A 15,254-nucleotide genomic window follows, 5' to 3' on the forward strand; every position below is an offset into this window, starting at 1 on the left:
GACTCAATTCCCCTTGTGCGAGCTGTCGTTGTGGTCCACTTCGTCGTCGCCTTCGTTGGCAGCCGACAATGGACGGGCCGGGGTGCGTTTCTGGCCCGGACCGCCGTCGCTCGGCTCGGCTTCGTGAGCCACCGGCCCCTTGCGCACCAGGCGCAGCATGTAGCTCAGGCCCGCACCGAACAGCGCGAAATACACCACCACGAACATGATCAGGGTAAAGCTCATTTGTGCAAAGCTGTGGCCAGAGGAGGCATCCGCCGTACGCATCAGACCGTAGACCACCCAGGGTTGGCGGCCGATTTCAGTGGTGAACCAGCCCGCGAGAATCGCAATCAAGCCCGACGGTCCCATCCACAGCACCAGATGCAAAAATGGCCGGGATTGGTAGAGCCGTTCACCACGCCGCAGCCAGAGGCTGCACAGGCCGGTGAAAATCATCAGCAGCCCCAGGCCCACCATGACCCGGAACGACCAGAACACGATGGTCGAATTCGGCCGGTCCTCCGGCGGAAACTCCTTCAGGGCCGGCACTTGATCGGTCAGCGAGTGCGTCAGGATCAGGCTGCCCAGGTAAGGGATCTCCACGGCAAATCTGGTTTCCTCGGCTTCCATGTCCGGCCAGCCGAACAGAATCAGGGGCGTGGGCTCGTCGCCGACGTTTTCCCAATGCCCCTCGATCGCGGCGATTTTTGCCGGCTGATGCTTGAGCGTGTTGAGCCCGTGGAAGTCGCCGATGACCGCTTGCACCGGTGCCACCAGCAGGGCCATCCACATCGCCATGGACAGCATCCTGCGAATGGCCGGATTGTCGCGACCACGGAGCAAATGCCAGGCTGCCGACGACCCGACGAAGAACGCCGTGGCAACAAATGCCGCAACCGACATGTGCAACAGTCGGTAAGGGAACGAGGGGTTGAACACCACCGCCAGCCAGTCCACCGGAATGACCCGGCCATCGATGATTTCGTAGCCCTGCGGAGTCTGCATCCAGCTGTTGGAGGAAAGAATCCAGAAAGTCGAGATCAGGGTGCCGATCGCCACCATGACCGTGGAGAAAAAATGCAGTCCCCTGCCGACGCGGTTCCAGCCGAACAACATGACCCCGAGGAAACCCGCCTCCAGGAAGAATGCCGTGAGCACCTCATAGGTCAGCAATGGCCCGGTGACCGCACCGGCGAAGTCCGAAAAGCGGCTCCAATTGGTGCCGAACTGATAGGCCATGACCAGCCCGGACACCACGCCCATGCCGAAGTTGACGGCAAATATCTTCGACCAGAAGTGGTACAGGTCGCGGTAGGTGTCGTCACGCGTCTTCAGCCACAGCCCTTCGAGCACCGCCAGGTAACTCGCCAGGCCAATGGTGATGGCCGGGAACAGGATGTGGAACGAGATGGTGAATGCGAACTGGATTCGGGCGAGATCGAGCGCCTCCAAACCGAACATAAGTCTTCCTCTGTCAGGTAAAACCGGCTGCGGGCGGGGCTTGCATCACAGCTCCCTGGGGATATGGAGTGTGATGTTTTTCAAATCGTTCTTTTTTTAGAACCGTCACAACGCAGGATTCTGGCCGGGTGGCCCCAGCGCAACGCCTTGGCAGGCATTGATCTGGATCAAGCAATGTTCAAAGAGTAGACCCATATTTGCCGATGGACGGCGTGGTCTTTTGTCGCGTGGCAGGTTGTCTCAGTGCTGTCCTCCTGTTCCAAGTCTGGATTTCCCAAACCTGCACGGCCCCCGTGGCGAGGGAGCTTGCTCCCGCTCGGTTGCGTAGCGACCGTCAAAATCGAGGGCCGCTGCGCAGCCCAGCGGGAGCAAGCCCCCTCGCCACAATAGCCCGCATCAATTTTGAATTGATGTCTGGCTAACTATTTTTCCAGCCGCCGCAACTTCCAGTTACAGCTCGGTGATAATCTCGCTCTTCACGTCACCGGACCCGTCGTAGATGCCCAGCCAAGCGCCCTTGCTGCTCCGTCACCACCGACCTTTCATCGCCTTCTGGCTGGCCCGGATCTTTACGGCGAGCGGCTTCCAGATGCTCACCGTGGCCATTGGCTGGAACCTCTATCAACTGACCGGCAACGTCTTGGACCTGGGTCTCGTAGGGCTGGTCGAGTTCGCACCGCGGGTGCTGTTCATGCTGCACACCGGGCATGTCGCCGATCGGTATGACCGGCGCAAGGTCGCGGCCATCTGCCAATCCTTGCAGGCGGCGATTGCCGCGGCGCTGGTGATCGGCAGCGCCACCGATAATGTTACGCGGGAGATGATCTTCATCCTGGCGTTCCTGCTGGGCGCGGCCCGATCCTTCGAAATGCCGACGACCCAGGCGCTGCTGCCGAGCATCGTGCCTTCCGCGCTGTTTCCCCGCGCCGTGGCCGCTGCGCAGTCGGCACAGCAATCGGCGACTATCGTCGCACCCGCGCTGGGCGGTTTGCTGTACGCCTTCGGCAGCGTCTGGGTCTACGGGCCGACCGTGCTGCTCTACCTCATCGCCTGCGGCCTGATGCTCAACCTGCCCGCGCGGCAGACGCCGTTGAACAAAGGCAAGGCGACCCTGGATTCGCTGCTGGCGGGCATCCGCTTCATCCGGAGCCGGCAGGATATTCTCGGGGCGATTTCCCTGGACCTGTTCGCGGTATTGCTGGGGGGCGCGACGGCGTTGCTGCCGGTATTCGCCAAGGACATCCTGCTCACCGGCCCCTGGGGCCTGGGCCTGTTGCGCTCGGCACCGGCGGTGGGCGCCTTGCTGATGTCGTTGTGGCTGGCGCGATTTGCCGTCGAGCGCAAGGTCGGCCGGGTGATGTTCACGGCGGTGGGCGTGTTCGGCGTCGCCACGATTGCCTTCGGCCTCTCCACTTCGTTCTGGTTTTCCTTGGCGGTGCTAGTGGTGCTGGGCGCGGCGGACATGATCAGCATGGTCATCCGCGCCTCTTTCGTGCAATTGGAAACGCCGGATGAAATGCGTGGCCGGGTCAGCGCCGTGAACGGCCTGTTCATCGGCGCCTCGAACCAGTTGGGTGAATTCGAGTCCGGCCTGACCGCCCACTGGTTCGGCACGGTGCCGGCGGTGGTCATGGGCGGCGTCGGCACGCTGCTGGTGACCGGGGCCTGGATCAAACTGTTCCCGACCCTGGCCAACCGCGACCGCATGCACGAACCGGTGGACGAAGCAAAAGCCTAGAGCAACTTATCCACAGTGATCGGGAAATTCCGCACCCGTTTGCCCGTGGCATGGTAGATCGCATTCGCCACCGCCGCGGCCACGCCGACAATGCCGATTTCACCGACGCCCTTGGACCCGAGGGCGTTGACGATGTCGTCCTGTTCATCGACAAACACCACGTCGATGTCGCCAATGTCGGCGTTAACGGGCACGTGGTATTCGGCCAGATTGTGGTTCATGTGACGGCCCAGGGCGTGATCGGTCAGGGTCTCTTCGTGCAAGGCCATGCCAACGCCCCAGACCACGCCACCGAGAATCTGGCTGCGGGCGGTTTTCGGGTTGATTACCCGCCCGGCCGCGATGGCGCTGACCACGCGGTTGACCTTCACCGTGCCCAGGTCTTCGTCGACCAGCACCTCGACGAACACCGCCGAGTGCGTAGCAGTGGCATAGGCCTGGCGTTTCTCATCCGGCTGGGCCGTGACTTGTGCCTGCAACGGCGTCTCGCCGCTGTTCCGAGCGAGCTGCGCCAGGGTGACACTGGCCTCCCCCATGCGCAGTTCACCGTCGAGAAACGTGACTTGCTCAAGGGTTGCGCCGCTGAAGGCCGGACAAGTCTGCCGAGCCACGGCGAGCAGTTTTTCCCGCAGCGCCTCACAGGCTTGCTGCACTGCGGTGCCGACTGACGAGACGGTAAACGAACCGCCCTGCAGCGGTGCGGTCGGCAGCGACGAATCGCCAAGCACAAAGGTGACATTCTCCAAGGAAACGCCTGACGTCTCGGCAGCAATCTGGGTCATGACGGTATAGGTGCCGGTGCCGATGTCAGTGGTCGCGCTGCTGACGGTCAGCTTGCCGTTGGGATCCAGCGACGCTCGGGCGCTGGCCTTCTGCTGCATGGCCTCCCAGACACCGCCGGCCATGCCCCAACCTACCAGTTGCCGCCCTGCGCGCATGCTGCGCGGCTCCGGATTGCGCTTGCTCCAACCGAAACGGTCGGCACCCTGGGCATAACATTCGCGCAACTCCTTGCTCGAATACGGCTTGCCTTCGTTCTCGTTACGTTCGGCATAGTTGATCAAGCGCAGCTGGACCGGGTCGATGGCCAGGGCGCAGGCCAACTCGTCCATGGCGCACTCCAGACCGATCAGTCCAAGGGCGGCGCCGGGGGCACGCATGTCCAGCGGCGTGTAGACGTCCAGGGGCACCAGCTTGTAGCTCAATTCGACGTTATCGCAGTGATAGAGCATGCCGCTCCACTCCACCACATGCTCGGTGAAGTCCTCGAAGCGCGACGTCTGGCCTACGGCGCTATGGGCCACCGCGAGCAAACGTCCGTTGGCCGCCGCTCCCAGTTGCACGCGCTGGAAGGTCCGGGGCCGGTAGCCGAAGGTAAACATTTGCTGACGGGTCAGGCTGACCCGCACCGAGCGCTTGAGCGTCAGCGCGGCCATTACCGCCAACGGCAACTGGTACTGCGGGCGCAGCCCGGAACCGAAAGCGCCGCCAACGTAGGCGGCAAACACCCGCACCTGTTCTTTTTCCAGCCCGAACACCTCTTGCACGTAGGCCTGGCAATTCTGAGTGCCCTGGGTTTTGTCGTGAATGTGCAAGCTGCCGTCGGGTTGGTACAGAACGGTCGAAGCGTGGGGCTCCATCGGGTTGTGATGTTCGATCGGCGTGCTGTAGGACACATCAACGCTGAGTGCCGAGCTGGCGTACTCCCCCTGAAAATTTCCGCGGGGCTTGGGCAATTCGGCCGGTGCCGGATGCGCTTCGTTTTGCAGGATCGTCAGATCGGTCTGATGGTCCTGGGTCTCGTAGTCGATCTCAACGAGCGAGCCGGCATAACGCGCCAACTCGAGATTTTCCGCAACCACCAGGGCGAGCGGCTGGCCGCTGTAGAGGACCTGGTCGTTGAACAACGGCCGGAACGGCGAACCCTCCGCGGCATCGGCATCCTGGTAGGGCTCGTCGTAACTGGCGATCTTCGGGCGGTTGGTATGGTCGATCACCGCGACGACGCCCGGCAGCGCCAAGGCTCGGGAAGCATCGATGCGCACGACCCGGCCACGGGCAATACCGCTGGAGACGACGCTGCCGTGCAGCAGGCCATCTTCGGGGTACTCCCCGGCGTATCGGGCCCGACCAGTGACCTTGAGCAGGCCATCGGTCCGGTCAAGCGGCTTGCCTATGGTTTTGCTCAATGCATTCATCGGGTGGTTCCCCCCACCAGCGCGGCATCGCTCAAGGCGCGGATAATTGCCCGGCGTGCCAGTTTGACTTTGAAGCCGTTGTGCTCCAGCGGCTCGGCGTTCTGCATTAACGCATCGGCAGCCGCCGTAAAGGTTTCGCGGCTGACGGCCTGGCCGACCAGCCAGTTCTCAACGGCCTTGTCGCGCCACGGTTTGTGGGCTACACCGCCGAGGGCCAGCCGAGCCTGGCGAATCACCGGCCCATCAAGCTCCAGCGCCGCCGCCACCGAAACCAGCGCAAAGGCGTAGGAGGCCCGGTCACGGATCTTCAGGTAGTGGCTATGTTCAGCAAAACCCGCTGGGGGCAACTCGATGTAGGTGATCAGCTCGTCATCGGCCAATTGGTTGTCCCGATCCGGTGCGTCACCGGGCAGACGGTGAAAATCAGCGAATTCGATGGTCCGCGCGCCGCCCCGTCCCAGCACATGAACAACCGCCTCAAGCGCCGCCAGGGCCACGCACATGTCCGACGGATGAGTCGCCACACACTGATCACTGGCGCCGAAAATCGCGTGGATCCGGTTCAGGCCGCTTCGGGCCGGGCAACCGCTGCCTGGGCGCCGCTTATTGCAGGGCACGGAGGCGTCATAAAAGTAATAGCAGCGCGTGCGTTGCAACAGGTTGCCACCGGTGCTGGCCATATTGCGCAACTGCGGCGAGGCGCCCGCCAGGATGGCTTGGGCGAGCAGCGGATAGCGCCGCTGAATCCACGGATGCCAGGCCAGATCGGCATTGCTCACCAATGCGCCAATCATCACCCCGCCCGACGGGGTCTCGCTGAGGTCCGTCAAAGGCAGTCCGGTGATATCGATCAAGTGCTGGGGGCGGCTGAGATTTTCCTTCATCAGGTCCAGCAGGTTGGTGCCGCCAGCGATGAAGCGCGAGTTCGCACTGGACAATTCGACGGCCGCCTGCACGGTGTCGGGCTTGCTGTAGCTAAAGGGATTCATCGCTCGCCCTCCGTTGGCTGGCAGAGCGGAAGCGCTTCCTCGATGGCGTCGCGAATATTGTTGTAGGCGCCGCATCGGCAGAGGTTGCCGCTCATCAGTTCGCTGATTTCGGCGCTGGTCTGCGCCCGGCCCTCGTTGGCCAGCCCCACCGCCGAACAGATCTGCCCCGGCGTGCAGTAGCCGCACTGGAACGCGTCATGCTTGATGAACGCCCGCTGCATGGGGTGCAGCTCATCGCCATTGGCCAAGCCCTCGACGGTGGTCAGCTCGGCGCCGTCGCACATCACCGCCAGGGTCAGGCAGGCGTTGATACGCTTGCCATCACGCAACACCGTGCAGGCGCCGCATTGGCCGTGATCGCAGCCTTTTTTGCTGCCTACCAGGTCCAGTTGCTCGCGCAGCAGGTCCAGCAGCGTGGTCCAGGGCAGCACCTGCAGCTCACGCACGGCGCCATTGAGTGTCAGACGTATCGGATGACGGACGAAGGACGCCTGCGTCGCTTCGGACAAGGTCGCGCTCATGGAACACCTCACGGTTGGTCGTACTCGCGGCGTTTTGGGAAACCGCCGTCATAAGGGGTACGACTTCGAGGTGGGGTGAGCGTTCAAGGCAATTGGGCGACGAAACGCCAGCGGCCGCTGCGCAGCCGAGCGGGAGCAAGCTCCCTCGCCACAGGGCTACTCTCGATTAAAGGAAAGATCAGGCCAGCAACTCCGCCGCCACCACGCCTCTCACACCCTTGCCGGCGAGTTGCTCCACCAGCGTCAGGGCAAATATCAGGGCGGCGGCCGAGCCTTGGGCGGTGATGCAGTTGCCATCCACCACCACCGGCTGGTCGACGAAGCTGCATCCGGACAGCTGCTGGCTCACGGCGGGCAGGCACGTCATGCGGCGCTGGCGTAGCACGCCGAACGCCTGGAGTACCAGCGCTGGCGCTTCGGCGATGGCGGCAAAAAATCGCCCGGCGGCGGCCTGGTCCCTGACCAACTGCTGCAACGGCTGGTGGGCGGCCAGATGCTGCGCGCCAATGATGCCGCCCGGCAGGACGATCAGGTCGAAATCCTGGACCAGCATGTCCACCAGCATGCCGTCGGCGGTCAGGCGCGTGCCGCGTGCACAGGTGAGCATGCGTCGGCCCTCGATACTCGCCACCACCACTTCGAGCTGCGCACGACGCAACACATCGATCAGCGTCACCGTCTGCAAATCGTCGACGCCTTCAGCCACGGCAATCAGGGCTCGGGGGATCTTGGTTCCAGGAATCATGGGCGCTCTCCGCTGGGTGACTCCCTCAAGACTAGCCAGCTTTGCCGGGCCGTGTCAGGTGAAGGTCGCCCGTGACGTGGTCATTTGATGTAGAGCTCGGTCGCCATCCGGTTCCCCGGCGCGTTGATCGACACATTACTGAAGCTGAAAGTGCCTTCCTGCTTGCCCTTCAGATCGAAGATGTACAGGTAACCGACCACCTTGGTGCTTGTCGAACAGTCGTTGAGATTGCCATTGCTGAACGCACACACCGGCGAGCGGGTGCCGTCGACTTCGAAGCCGTCCAGCGTGACATGAGGCTGGCGGCCATAACCGACCTCCAGCACGAAGACCTTGATATTCGGCCCGCTATGATCGCAACGGGTCTGCGTCTGCCCCGCCGCGACATCCTCGAAACCACAGGTCGGCGATTCGACCTTGAGCACCTTGACCTCGCTCAGCGGCGGCGCGGAGGCGGCGTGCGCCGCCGGTTCGAGCAGCGCCAGGTTCAACGCGCAGGTCCATGCGAATTTTTTCATGCGATACATACCGACCTCCCCGGAATCGCGCGCAGTATGGCCCAACTTTTGCGTCTGCACACTTTGCGACGCACACCGAGGATCGCAGCCTCATCGCCGCGCTGCTATGATGCGCGGCTTTTTCCGACCCGCAGAAAATCCCGGGCGCCCCTGGCGCAGTGTGCTTTGCTGTTGAGGTCGATACATTCACGGCGCCGCGCGCGCCACGGGGAGCAGACATGCTGGAAAGGCTGTTTCAACTCAAGGCACACAACACCAACGTGCGGACCGAGATCCTGGCGGGCGTCACGACCTTCCTGGCCATGGCCTACATTCTGTTCGTCAACCCGAGCATTCTCGGCGAAACCGGCATGGACAAGGGCGCCGTCTTCGTCGCCACCTGCCTGGCGGCGGCCATCGGTTCGACGGTCATGGGCCTGATCGCCAACTACCCGATCGCCCTCGCACCGGGCATGGGCCTGAACGCCTTCTTCACCTATACCGTGGTCTTGCACATGGGCCACACCTGGCAAGTGGCGCTGGGTGCGGTATTCGTTTCAGCCGTATTGTTTTTCCTGCTGTCGATCTTTCGTATTCGCGAATGGATCATCAACAGCATCCCGCTGCCACTGCGCTCGGCCATCGCCGCCGGTATCGGCCTGTTCCTGGCGCTGATCGCCTTGAATAACGCTGGCATCGTGGTGAAAAACCCGGCGACCATGGTCGGTCTGGGCGACCTGAAACAACCGGCGCCGATCCTGGCGACCGTGGGCTTCGTCCTGATCGTCGCCCTCGAAGCACTGAAAGTGCGCGGCGCCGTGCTGATCGGCATCCTGGCGGTCACCGTCGTCTCGATCGTGATGGGCTTCACGCCGTTTGGCGGGATCATTTCCGCGCCGCCCTCCCTGGCCCCGACGTTTTTGCAGCTGGACATCAAGGGCGCCCTGGACATCGGTCTGGTGAGCGTGATCTTCGCCTTCCTCTTCGTCGACCTGTTCGACAACTCCGGCACCCTGATCGGCGTCGCCAAGCGCGCCGGGCTGATGGGCAAGGACGGCCACATGCCGAAGATGGGCCGCGCGCTGATCGCCGACAGCACGGCCGCCATGGCTGGTTCGCTGCTGGGCACCTCGACGACCACCAGCTACATCGAGTCGGCGGCAGGCGTCAGCGCTGGCGGACGCACCGGCCTGACCGCCATCGTCGTGGCGGTCCTGTTCCTGCTGGCGCTGTTCTTCTCGCCACTGGCCGCCAGCGTCCCGGCCTTCGCCACCGCGCCGGCCCTGTTGTTTGTGGCCGTGTTGATGACCTCCGGCCTGGCCGAGATCGACTGGGACGACATCACCGTCGCCGCCCCGGTGGTGATCACGGCGCTGGCAATGCCGTTCACCTACTCCATCGCCAATGGCATCGCCTTCGGCTTCATCGCCTGGACCGCCATCAAACTGGTGTCGGGCCGTGGCCGTGAGCTGAACCCGGCGCTGGTCATCCTGTCGATCCTGTTCGTTATCAAGTTGGGTTGGTTCAACGCATGACTTTTGATTCCCAGGCCTACGCCGCCCAGTTGCAGGACAAGGTCACGCGCTTGCGTGACTTGCTGGCTCCGTTCAATGCACCCGAGCCCGAGGTATTCGACTCGCCCTTGCAGAACTTCCGCCTGCGCGCCGAATTCCGCCTGTGGCGCGAAGCTGGCGAACGCCACTATGCGATGTTCTCCCAAGACGACAAGCGCACGCCGATTCTGATCGAAGAGTTCCCCATCGCCAGCCTGCGCATCAACCAATTGATGCCGCAGCTCAAGGCCGCCTGGCAGGCCAGTGCGCCCTTGAGCCACAAGCTGTTCCAGGTCGAATTTCTGACCACCCTGGCCGGCGACGCGATGATCACCCTGTGTTATCACCGCCCGCTGGATGAACACTGGCACGCCGCGGCGTCGCAACTCGCGACCGACCTTGGCGTCAGTATCATCGGGCGCTCCAAAGGCAAACGGGAAGTGATCGGCCACGATTACGTGGTGGAAAAACTTGAGGTGGGCGGCCGTGCCTTCAGCTATCGCCAGCCCGAAGGCGCCTTCACCCAGCCCAACGGCACGGTAAACCAGAAGATGCTCAGCTGGGCTTATGAAGCCTTGGGCGATCGCAGCGACGATCTGCTGGAGCTTTACTGCGGTAACGGCAATTTCACGTTGCCCCTGGCCACCCGCGCGCGCAAAGTGCTCGCCACTGAAATCAGCAAGACATCGGTCAGCGCCGCGCTGAGCAACCTCAGCGAAAACGCTGTGGATAACGTCACGTTGGTACGGCTCTCCGCCGAGGAACTGACCGAAGCCTTGAACGAAGTCCGCCCATTCCGCCGCTTGCAGGGTATCGATCTCAAAAGCTACGAATTCGGCAGCGTCTTCGTCGACCCACCTCGCGCCGGCATGGACCCGGACACCTGCGAACTGACCCGACGCTTCGACAATATCCTCTACATTTCCTGCAACCCGGAAACCCTCGCCGCGAACATCGCGCAGTTGAGCGACACCCACCGCATCACGCGCTGCGCGTTGTTCGATCAGTTTCCGTGGACTCATCACATGGAATCCGGCGTGTTGTTGACTCGGCGCTGACCTACGCAAACCGTCGTGGCGAGGGAGCTTGCTCCCGCTCGGTTGCACAGCAACCGCAAAAACCTGGGGCTGCTGCGCAGCCCAGCGGGAGCAAGCTCCCTCGCCACAACTGCCCTCTCCTTATAACGGCAATGTTCGATCATCGAACAGTTATTGCCCGATGACCGCTGCTTTATTTGACCAAATTAACCATCTAGTACAATTTATCCCCACAGGCTGAACTACAGCCCACACCAACAATAAAAATGTGGAGAAATTGCGATGCCTCCGATCGTTCTGGTGCTCAACGGCCCGAACCTGAACCTGCTCGGCACACGCGAGCCGGCCACCTATGGCCACGAAACCCTGGCTGATATTTCCGCGCTGTGCGGCCGTGCCGCCGAGGAGTTCGGCCTGGCCGTGGAGTTCCGCCAGACCAACCAGGAAGGCGAATTGCTTGACTGGATCCACGGCGCCCGTGGCCGGTGTGCCGGGATCATCATCAACCCGGCGGCCTGGACCCACACTTCGGTTGCGATCCGCGACGCGCTGGTGGCCAGTGAAGTCCCGGTGATCGAAGTCCACCTGTCCAACGTCCACGCCCGCGAAACCTTTCGTCACCACTCCTTTGTCTCGTCAGTCGCCATCGGCGTGATGTGCGGGTTCGGCAGCCATGGTTATCGCCTGGCCCTGGAACATTTCAGTCAGCGGTTGAAGGGTTGATGAGTATGTCCAACGTCACTGTACTGGCCGGCCTGATCGGCGCGGGCATCCAGGCCTCTCGCACGCCGGCGCTCCACGAACACGAAGGCGATGCCCAAGGCATGCGTTACCTGTATCGGCTGATTGACCTTGATGCGCTGAAACTCGACAGCGGCGCCCTGGCCGATTTGCTCGTGGCTGCCGAACGCATGAGTTTCACCGGGCTGAATATCACGTTTCCCTGTAAACAGGCGGTCATCCCGCTGCTGGACGAGTTGTCGCCCGAAGCGCGCGGCATCGGTGCGGTAAATACCGTGGTGCTGAAGAACGGCAAACGCATCGGCCACAATACCGACTGCCTCGGGTTCGCCGAGGGCTTTCGGCGTGGCCTGGGCGATGTTACCCGTCGCCATGTCGTCCAGATGGGCGCAGGGGGTGCCGGGGCCGCCGTTGCCCACGCGCTACTCGCCGAAGGCGTGGAGACGCTGAGCATCTTTGATGTCGAGACCAGCCGTGCCGAGGCGCTGGCGAATAACCTGAACCAACAGTTCGGCACCGGCCGTGCTCGCGCCGGGCATGACCTGCCCACCGCCATGGCCGAGGCCGACGGGCTGGTGAACACCACGCCCATGGGCATGGCGAAACTGCCGGGCATGCCGGTACCGGTGGAGCTGTTGCGAGGCGATCTGTGGGTCGCGGAAATCGTCTATTTCCCGCTGGAAACCGAACTGCTGCGCAACGCCCGCGCCCTCGGCTGCCGCACGCTGGATGGCGGCACCATGGCGGTGTTCCAGGCGGTGAAGGCGTTCGAACTGTTCAGCGGCGTGGCGCCCGATGCGGGGCGGATGCTGGCGCATTTTCAGCGCATGGATCACTGAAGCCTGATCACAATCCCTGCTTACCTTGTGGGAGCGAGCTTGCTCGCGATGGCGGTGTTCCAGTCACCACTGGTGCTGGCTGATCGGCCGCTATCGCGAGCAAGCTCGCTCCCACACAGGCTCGCTTCCACATAAGGTTCGGTGTCAGGCCTGCAAGTACCGCAACACCGATTCACAGACCATCTGCCGATGGCGCTGCTTGACCGCTTCGTCCGACAGATCGATCTGAAAGATCTCACCGAACGTCTGGCGGTTGGACACCCGGTAGAAGCAGAACGAACTGATCAGCAGGTGCACATCCAGCGGCTCGAGGCCGGCGCGAAATACGCCCTCCTCGGCGCCTCGGCGCAATATCACGCCAAGGGAATCGAGGATGGTGTTGGTCATCGCCTTGATCGCGCCGGATTGCTTCACGTATTCAGCGTTGTGGATGTTTTCGATGCAGACGATACGCACGAAGTCCACATTGCGGTCATGGTGGTCGAAGGTGAATTCCACCAGGCGCCGGATTGCGTCGACCGGCGCCAGCTCGGCCAGGTGCAGGCGGCTTTCGGTGGTGCGGATGTCGCCGTAGAGTTTTTCCAGCACCTCGACGTACAGTTGCTCCTTGCTGCCGAAGTAGTAATAGATCATCCGCTTGGAGGTGTGGATGCGCTCGGCGATAGCGTCGACCCGCGCGCCGGCCAGCCCCTGCTGGACGAACTCGACAATGGCTTCCTGAAGAATGTTTTCCCGGGTCTTTTCCGGGTTGTTCTTGCGACTCTTGCGCGGCGCGGCGACAGGTTCGCCGAGGGCTGCGGAAAGCTCTGGATTCATAGTCATTACGGGCTCACGGCCATCACTGCACAGGTTGGCGATTATGGGCCGCACCGCACAGTGAAGGAAGCCACGGCGTTGCCCTTTACCGCCGCGCTTACGATTTCCCTACAACTTGGCGTGCCGCAAGCCACCGCTGCGGGACTTGGCCATGGCCGCCAGCCGCACCGCGACGTTGGCCGCACCGTAGCCGGCATAACCGTTCTTGCGCTGGATGATTTCGAAGAAAAACCGACCTTCGAACGGTTCGGTATAGACGTGAAACAACTCGCCGCCTTGGGCGTCACGGTCGTACAACACGTTGAAATAGGCCAGCTCGCTGAGAAACTCATCGTCGAAATCGAAACGTGCCGCCAGGTCATCGTAGTAGTTGAGCGGAATGTCCAGCAACGGCACCCCGGCCTCCTTGGCACGGCTGACCTGGGCGAAGATATCGTCGCAGTCAAAGGCGATATGGTGCACGCCGGAACCGCGATAACTCGACAGTGCATGTGAGATCGCGGTGTTGCGGTTCTCGGAAATGTTCAGCGGCAAACGAATCGAACTGCAACGGCTGCGCAACGCACGGCTTTTCACCAGGCCATAGGGGTCGGGCAACACCACTTCATCGTCAGCTTCGAAATCCAGCAGGCTCTTGTAGAACAGCACCCAACTGTCGAGGCTGTCGGCCGGCAGCGCCATCGCCATGTGGTCGATGCGCTTGAGCCCGGCGCCGATGACCGCACCGGGCTGCAAGTTGAAATCGGTGCCATAGACATCGGCGTCCTGGTCCACCAAGTAGATCAGGCTGCCATCCGGCGCTCGCACCGCCGCCAGCTCCAGCTCGTTGGGCCCGACCAGGCCACGATAAGGCTGGCCCTTGTAGGCCACCGCCCGCTTGAGAGCGCTGGCGCTGTCCTTGACCCGCACGGCGGTGGCGCACAACGATGGACCGTGGGCTTCAAAAAAGCTGTGGGCGAAGGAATACGGCTCGCAATTGAGGATCAGGTTGATATCGCCCTGGCGCAACAGGCTGACGTTCTTGGAGCGATGCTGGCCGGCCTTGACGAACCCCAGCCGCTCCAGCCAGTGGGAAAGCTTGGCGCCGAGGTTGTCATCCACGGCGAACTCCAGGAATTCAATGCCGTTGTATTCGCTGGCCGGCGCTGTCGCGAAGAGGATATCGCTGTTCTGGGCAGGCGCTTGCGCGGCCAGGCGCTCACGGGTTTTTTCTTCCAGGTACAGCAGCGAACGCAAACCGTCGGCGGCGTTGGCCCTGGGCGGCGCGGCGCGAAACCCGTCGTTGAAGATCTCCAGCGACAGCGGCCCGGTGTAGCCGCTCTGGATGATCGGCGCGAGGAAACCCGGCAGGTCGAATTCGCCCTGGCCCGGGAAACAGCGGAAATGCCGGCTCCACTCCAGGACGTCCATCGCCAGGATCGGTGCGTCGGCCATCTGCACGAAAAAAATCTTCTCCCCGGGAATCTCGGCGATGGCGCTCGGGTCGCCCTTGAGGGACAAGGTGTGGAAGCTGTCGAGCAGCACGCCCAGGCTGGGGTGATCGGCCTGGCGCACGATGTTCCAGACCTGTTGATAAGTATTCACGTGGCGGCCCCAGGCCAACGCTTCATAGCCGATGCGCAGGCCCCGCGCACCGGCACGCTCGGCCAGCAGCCTGAGGTCATCAATCAGGACCTGCTCGTCGCCGACACTGTCGGCCGAGGCATTGCTGCACACCAGCACCAGATCAGTGCCCAGCTCCTGCATCAGGTCGAATTTGCGCTCGGCGCGGTCAAGGTTGCGTGCCAGACGATCCCGGCGGCAGCCTTCGAAATCCCGAAATGGCTGGAACAAGGTGATGGCGATACCCAGGTCGGCGCACATCTGCCTGATTTCCCGAGGGCTGCCGTCGTAATACAGGAGGTCGTTCTCGAAAATTTCCACGCCGTCGAAACCAGCGGCGGCAATCGCTTCGAGTTTTTCCGGCAGGGTACCGCTCAAGGAAACAGTGGCAATGGAACGCTGCATGACTTCGGCTCCCGGGACAGGCATCGGCTACACAAGGTGCGCCGCTTTTGAAAGAGTCAGCCGATTATTGAGCGGTCGGTTTTTTTGGGCAATTTAATATGTACCATCCGGTTAGTTTTTTGGGCGATTA

The 15,254-nt window shown here is 62.4% G+C and carries 13 protein-coding genes; 5 read left to right on the top strand and 8 right to left on the bottom strand.

From position 1 onward, the window contains the following. Positions 1-3: 3 nt before the first annotated feature. The gene (locus tag J3P97_RS23245; RefSeq protein WP_434601886.1) at positions 4-1,443 is read right to left on the bottom strand and encodes a cytochrome ubiquinol oxidase subunit I; all 1,440 of its coding nucleotides are present in this window, start codon (positions 1,441-1,443) and stop codon (positions 4-6) included. Positions 1,444-1,942: 499 nt separating this feature from the next. Here J3P97_RS23245 and J3P97_RS23250 point away from each other — a divergent pair, with 499 nt between their 5' ends. Then, positions 1,943-3,181: an MFS transporter gene (locus tag J3P97_RS23250; RefSeq protein ID WP_434571679.1), complete on the top strand. Its 1,239-nt coding sequence runs from the start codon at positions 1,943-1,945 to the stop codon at positions 3,179-3,181. Here J3P97_RS23250 and J3P97_RS23255 read toward each other — a convergent pair. The 5 genes from J3P97_RS23255 to J3P97_RS23275 all read right to left on the bottom strand — a co-directional run bounded on the left by J3P97_RS23255 (position 3,178) and on the right by J3P97_RS23275 (position 8,152). Continuing rightward, on the bottom strand, positions 3,178-5,379 hold the full coding sequence (locus J3P97_RS23255) for a xanthine dehydrogenase family protein molybdopterin-binding subunit (protein ID WP_434672843.1): 2,202 nt from the start codon (positions 5,377-5,379) through the stop codon (positions 3,178-3,180). The two genes, J3P97_RS23250 and J3P97_RS23255, sit on opposite strands and share 4 nt — an antisense overlap. Next, positions 5,376-6,368 carry an FAD binding domain-containing protein gene (locus J3P97_RS23260; RefSeq protein WP_434571676.1) on the bottom strand — a complete coding sequence of 331 codons (993 nt, stop codon included), beginning with the start codon at positions 6,366-6,368 and terminating at the stop codon, positions 5,376-5,378. Before J3P97_RS23260 ends, J3P97_RS23255 begins: the two co-directional genes overlap by 4 nt. Beyond that, positions 6,365-6,889, bottom strand: a complete 525-nt coding sequence (locus J3P97_RS23265; RefSeq protein WP_434571674.1) for a (2Fe-2S)-binding protein — start codon at positions 6,887-6,889, stop codon at positions 6,365-6,367. The genes J3P97_RS23260 and J3P97_RS23265 overlap by 4 nt, the downstream gene beginning before the upstream one ends. Before the next feature lie 178 nt (positions 6,890-7,067). After that, entirely contained in the window at positions 7,068-7,634 is a 567-nt protein-coding gene (locus J3P97_RS23270) for a DJ-1 family glyoxalase III (RefSeq protein WP_434601889.1), read from the bottom strand. Between the two features lie 80 nt (positions 7,635-7,714). Further along, complete coding sequence (locus J3P97_RS23275) at positions 7,715-8,152, bottom strand: DUF4879 domain-containing protein (RefSeq protein ID WP_434672844.1); 438 nt, start codon at positions 8,150-8,152, stop codon at positions 7,715-7,717. 218 nt (positions 8,153-8,370) lie between these two features. Here J3P97_RS23275 and J3P97_RS23280 point away from each other — a divergent pair, with 218 nt between their 5' ends. The 4 genes from J3P97_RS23280 to J3P97_RS23295 all read left to right on the top strand — a co-directional run bounded on the left by J3P97_RS23280 (position 8,371) and on the right by J3P97_RS23295 (position 12,301). Further along, positions 8,371-9,666: an NCS2 family permease gene (locus J3P97_RS23280; protein WP_434672845.1), complete on the top strand. Its 1,296-nt coding sequence runs from the start codon at positions 8,371-8,373 to the stop codon at positions 9,664-9,666. After that, positions 9,663-10,742 (top strand): tRNA (uridine(54)-C5)-methyltransferase TrmA, encoded by a 1,080-nt coding sequence (trmA, locus tag J3P97_RS23285; protein WP_434672846.1) that lies wholly within the window; start codon positions 9,663-9,665, stop codon positions 10,740-10,742. The genes J3P97_RS23280 and trmA overlap by 4 nt, the downstream gene beginning before the upstream one ends. 261 nt (positions 10,743-11,003) lie before the next feature. After that, positions 11,004-11,444: a type II 3-dehydroquinate dehydratase gene (aroQ, locus tag J3P97_RS23290; RefSeq protein ID WP_305498655.1), complete on the top strand. Its 441-nt coding sequence runs from the start codon at positions 11,004-11,006 to the stop codon at positions 11,442-11,444. Between the two features lie 5 nt (positions 11,445-11,449). After that, the gene (locus J3P97_RS23295; RefSeq protein WP_434672847.1) at positions 11,450-12,301 is read left to right on the top strand and encodes a shikimate dehydrogenase; all 852 of its coding nucleotides are present in this window, start codon (positions 11,450-11,452) and stop codon (positions 12,299-12,301) included. Between the two features lie 144 nt (positions 12,302-12,445). On the opposite strand, the gene J3P97_RS23300 is transcribed toward J3P97_RS23295, so the two are convergent. Both J3P97_RS23300 and quiC read right to left on the bottom strand, forming a co-directional pair. Next, a complete protein-coding gene (locus J3P97_RS23300; RefSeq protein ID WP_434672848.1) occupies positions 12,446-13,123 on the bottom strand; it encodes a TetR/AcrR family transcriptional regulator in 678 nt (225 codons plus the stop codon). Positions 13,124-13,225: 102 nt separating this feature from the next. Then, positions 13,226-15,124 (bottom strand): 3-dehydroshikimate dehydratase QuiC, encoded by a 1,899-nt coding sequence (gene quiC / locus J3P97_RS23305; RefSeq protein WP_434672849.1) that lies wholly within the window; start codon positions 15,122-15,124, stop codon positions 13,226-13,228. Positions 15,125-15,254: the final 130 nt, after the last annotated feature.

Origin of the sequence: Pseudomonas sp. R1-15, from assembly GCF_051132085.1 — a bacterium.
Classification (GTDB): Bacteria; Pseudomonadota; Gammaproteobacteria; order Pseudomonadales; family Pseudomonadaceae; genus Aquipseudomonas.

What these genes read in the sequence shown, in the direction of transcription:
- J3P97_RS23270 (WP_434601889.1), bottom strand. Translation starts at nt 7,634, where the DNA reads ATGATTCCTGGAACCAAGATCCCCCGAGCCCTGATTGCCGTGGCTGAA.
- J3P97_RS23295 (WP_434672847.1), top strand. Translation starts at nt 11,450, where the DNA reads ATGTCCAACGTCACTGTACTGGCCGGCCTGATCGGCGCGGGCATCCAG.
- trmA (WP_434672846.1), top strand. Translation starts at nt 9,663, where the DNA reads ATGACTTTTGATTCCCAGGCCTACGCCGCCCAGTTGCAGGACAAGGTC.
- J3P97_RS23265 (WP_434571674.1), bottom strand. Translation starts at nt 6,889, where the DNA reads ATGAGCGCGACCTTGTCCGAAGCGACGCAGGCGTCCTTCGTCCGTCAT.
- J3P97_RS23250 (WP_434571679.1), top strand. Translation starts at nt 1,943, where the DNA reads ATGCCCAGCCAAGCGCCCTTGCTGCTCCGTCACCACCGACCTTTCATC.
- J3P97_RS23300 (WP_434672848.1), bottom strand. Translation starts at nt 13,123, where the DNA reads ATGACTATGAATCCAGAGCTTTCCGCAGCCCTCGGCGAACCTGTCGCC.
- quiC (WP_434672849.1), bottom strand. Translation starts at nt 15,124, where the DNA reads ATGCAGCGTTCCATTGCCACTGTTTCCTTGAGCGGTACCCTGCCGGAA.
- J3P97_RS23275 (WP_434672844.1), bottom strand. Translation starts at nt 8,152, where the DNA reads ATGAAAAAATTCGCATGGACCTGCGCGTTGAACCTGGCGCTGCTCGAA.
- J3P97_RS23255 (WP_434672843.1), bottom strand. Translation starts at nt 5,379, where the DNA reads ATGAATGCATTGAGCAAAACCATAGGCAAGCCGCTTGACCGGACCGAT.
- J3P97_RS23260 (WP_434571676.1), bottom strand. Translation starts at nt 6,368, where the DNA reads ATGAATCCCTTTAGCTACAGCAAGCCCGACACCGTGCAGGCGGCCGTC.
- J3P97_RS23280 (WP_434672845.1), top strand. Translation starts at nt 8,371, where the DNA reads ATGCTGGAAAGGCTGTTTCAACTCAAGGCACACAACACCAACGTGCGG.
- J3P97_RS23245 (WP_434601886.1), bottom strand. Translation starts at nt 1,443, where the DNA reads ATGTTCGGTTTGGAGGCGCTCGATCTCGCCCGAATCCAGTTCGCATTC.
- aroQ (WP_305498655.1), top strand. Translation starts at nt 11,004, where the DNA reads ATGCCTCCGATCGTTCTGGTGCTCAACGGCCCGAACCTGAACCTGCTC.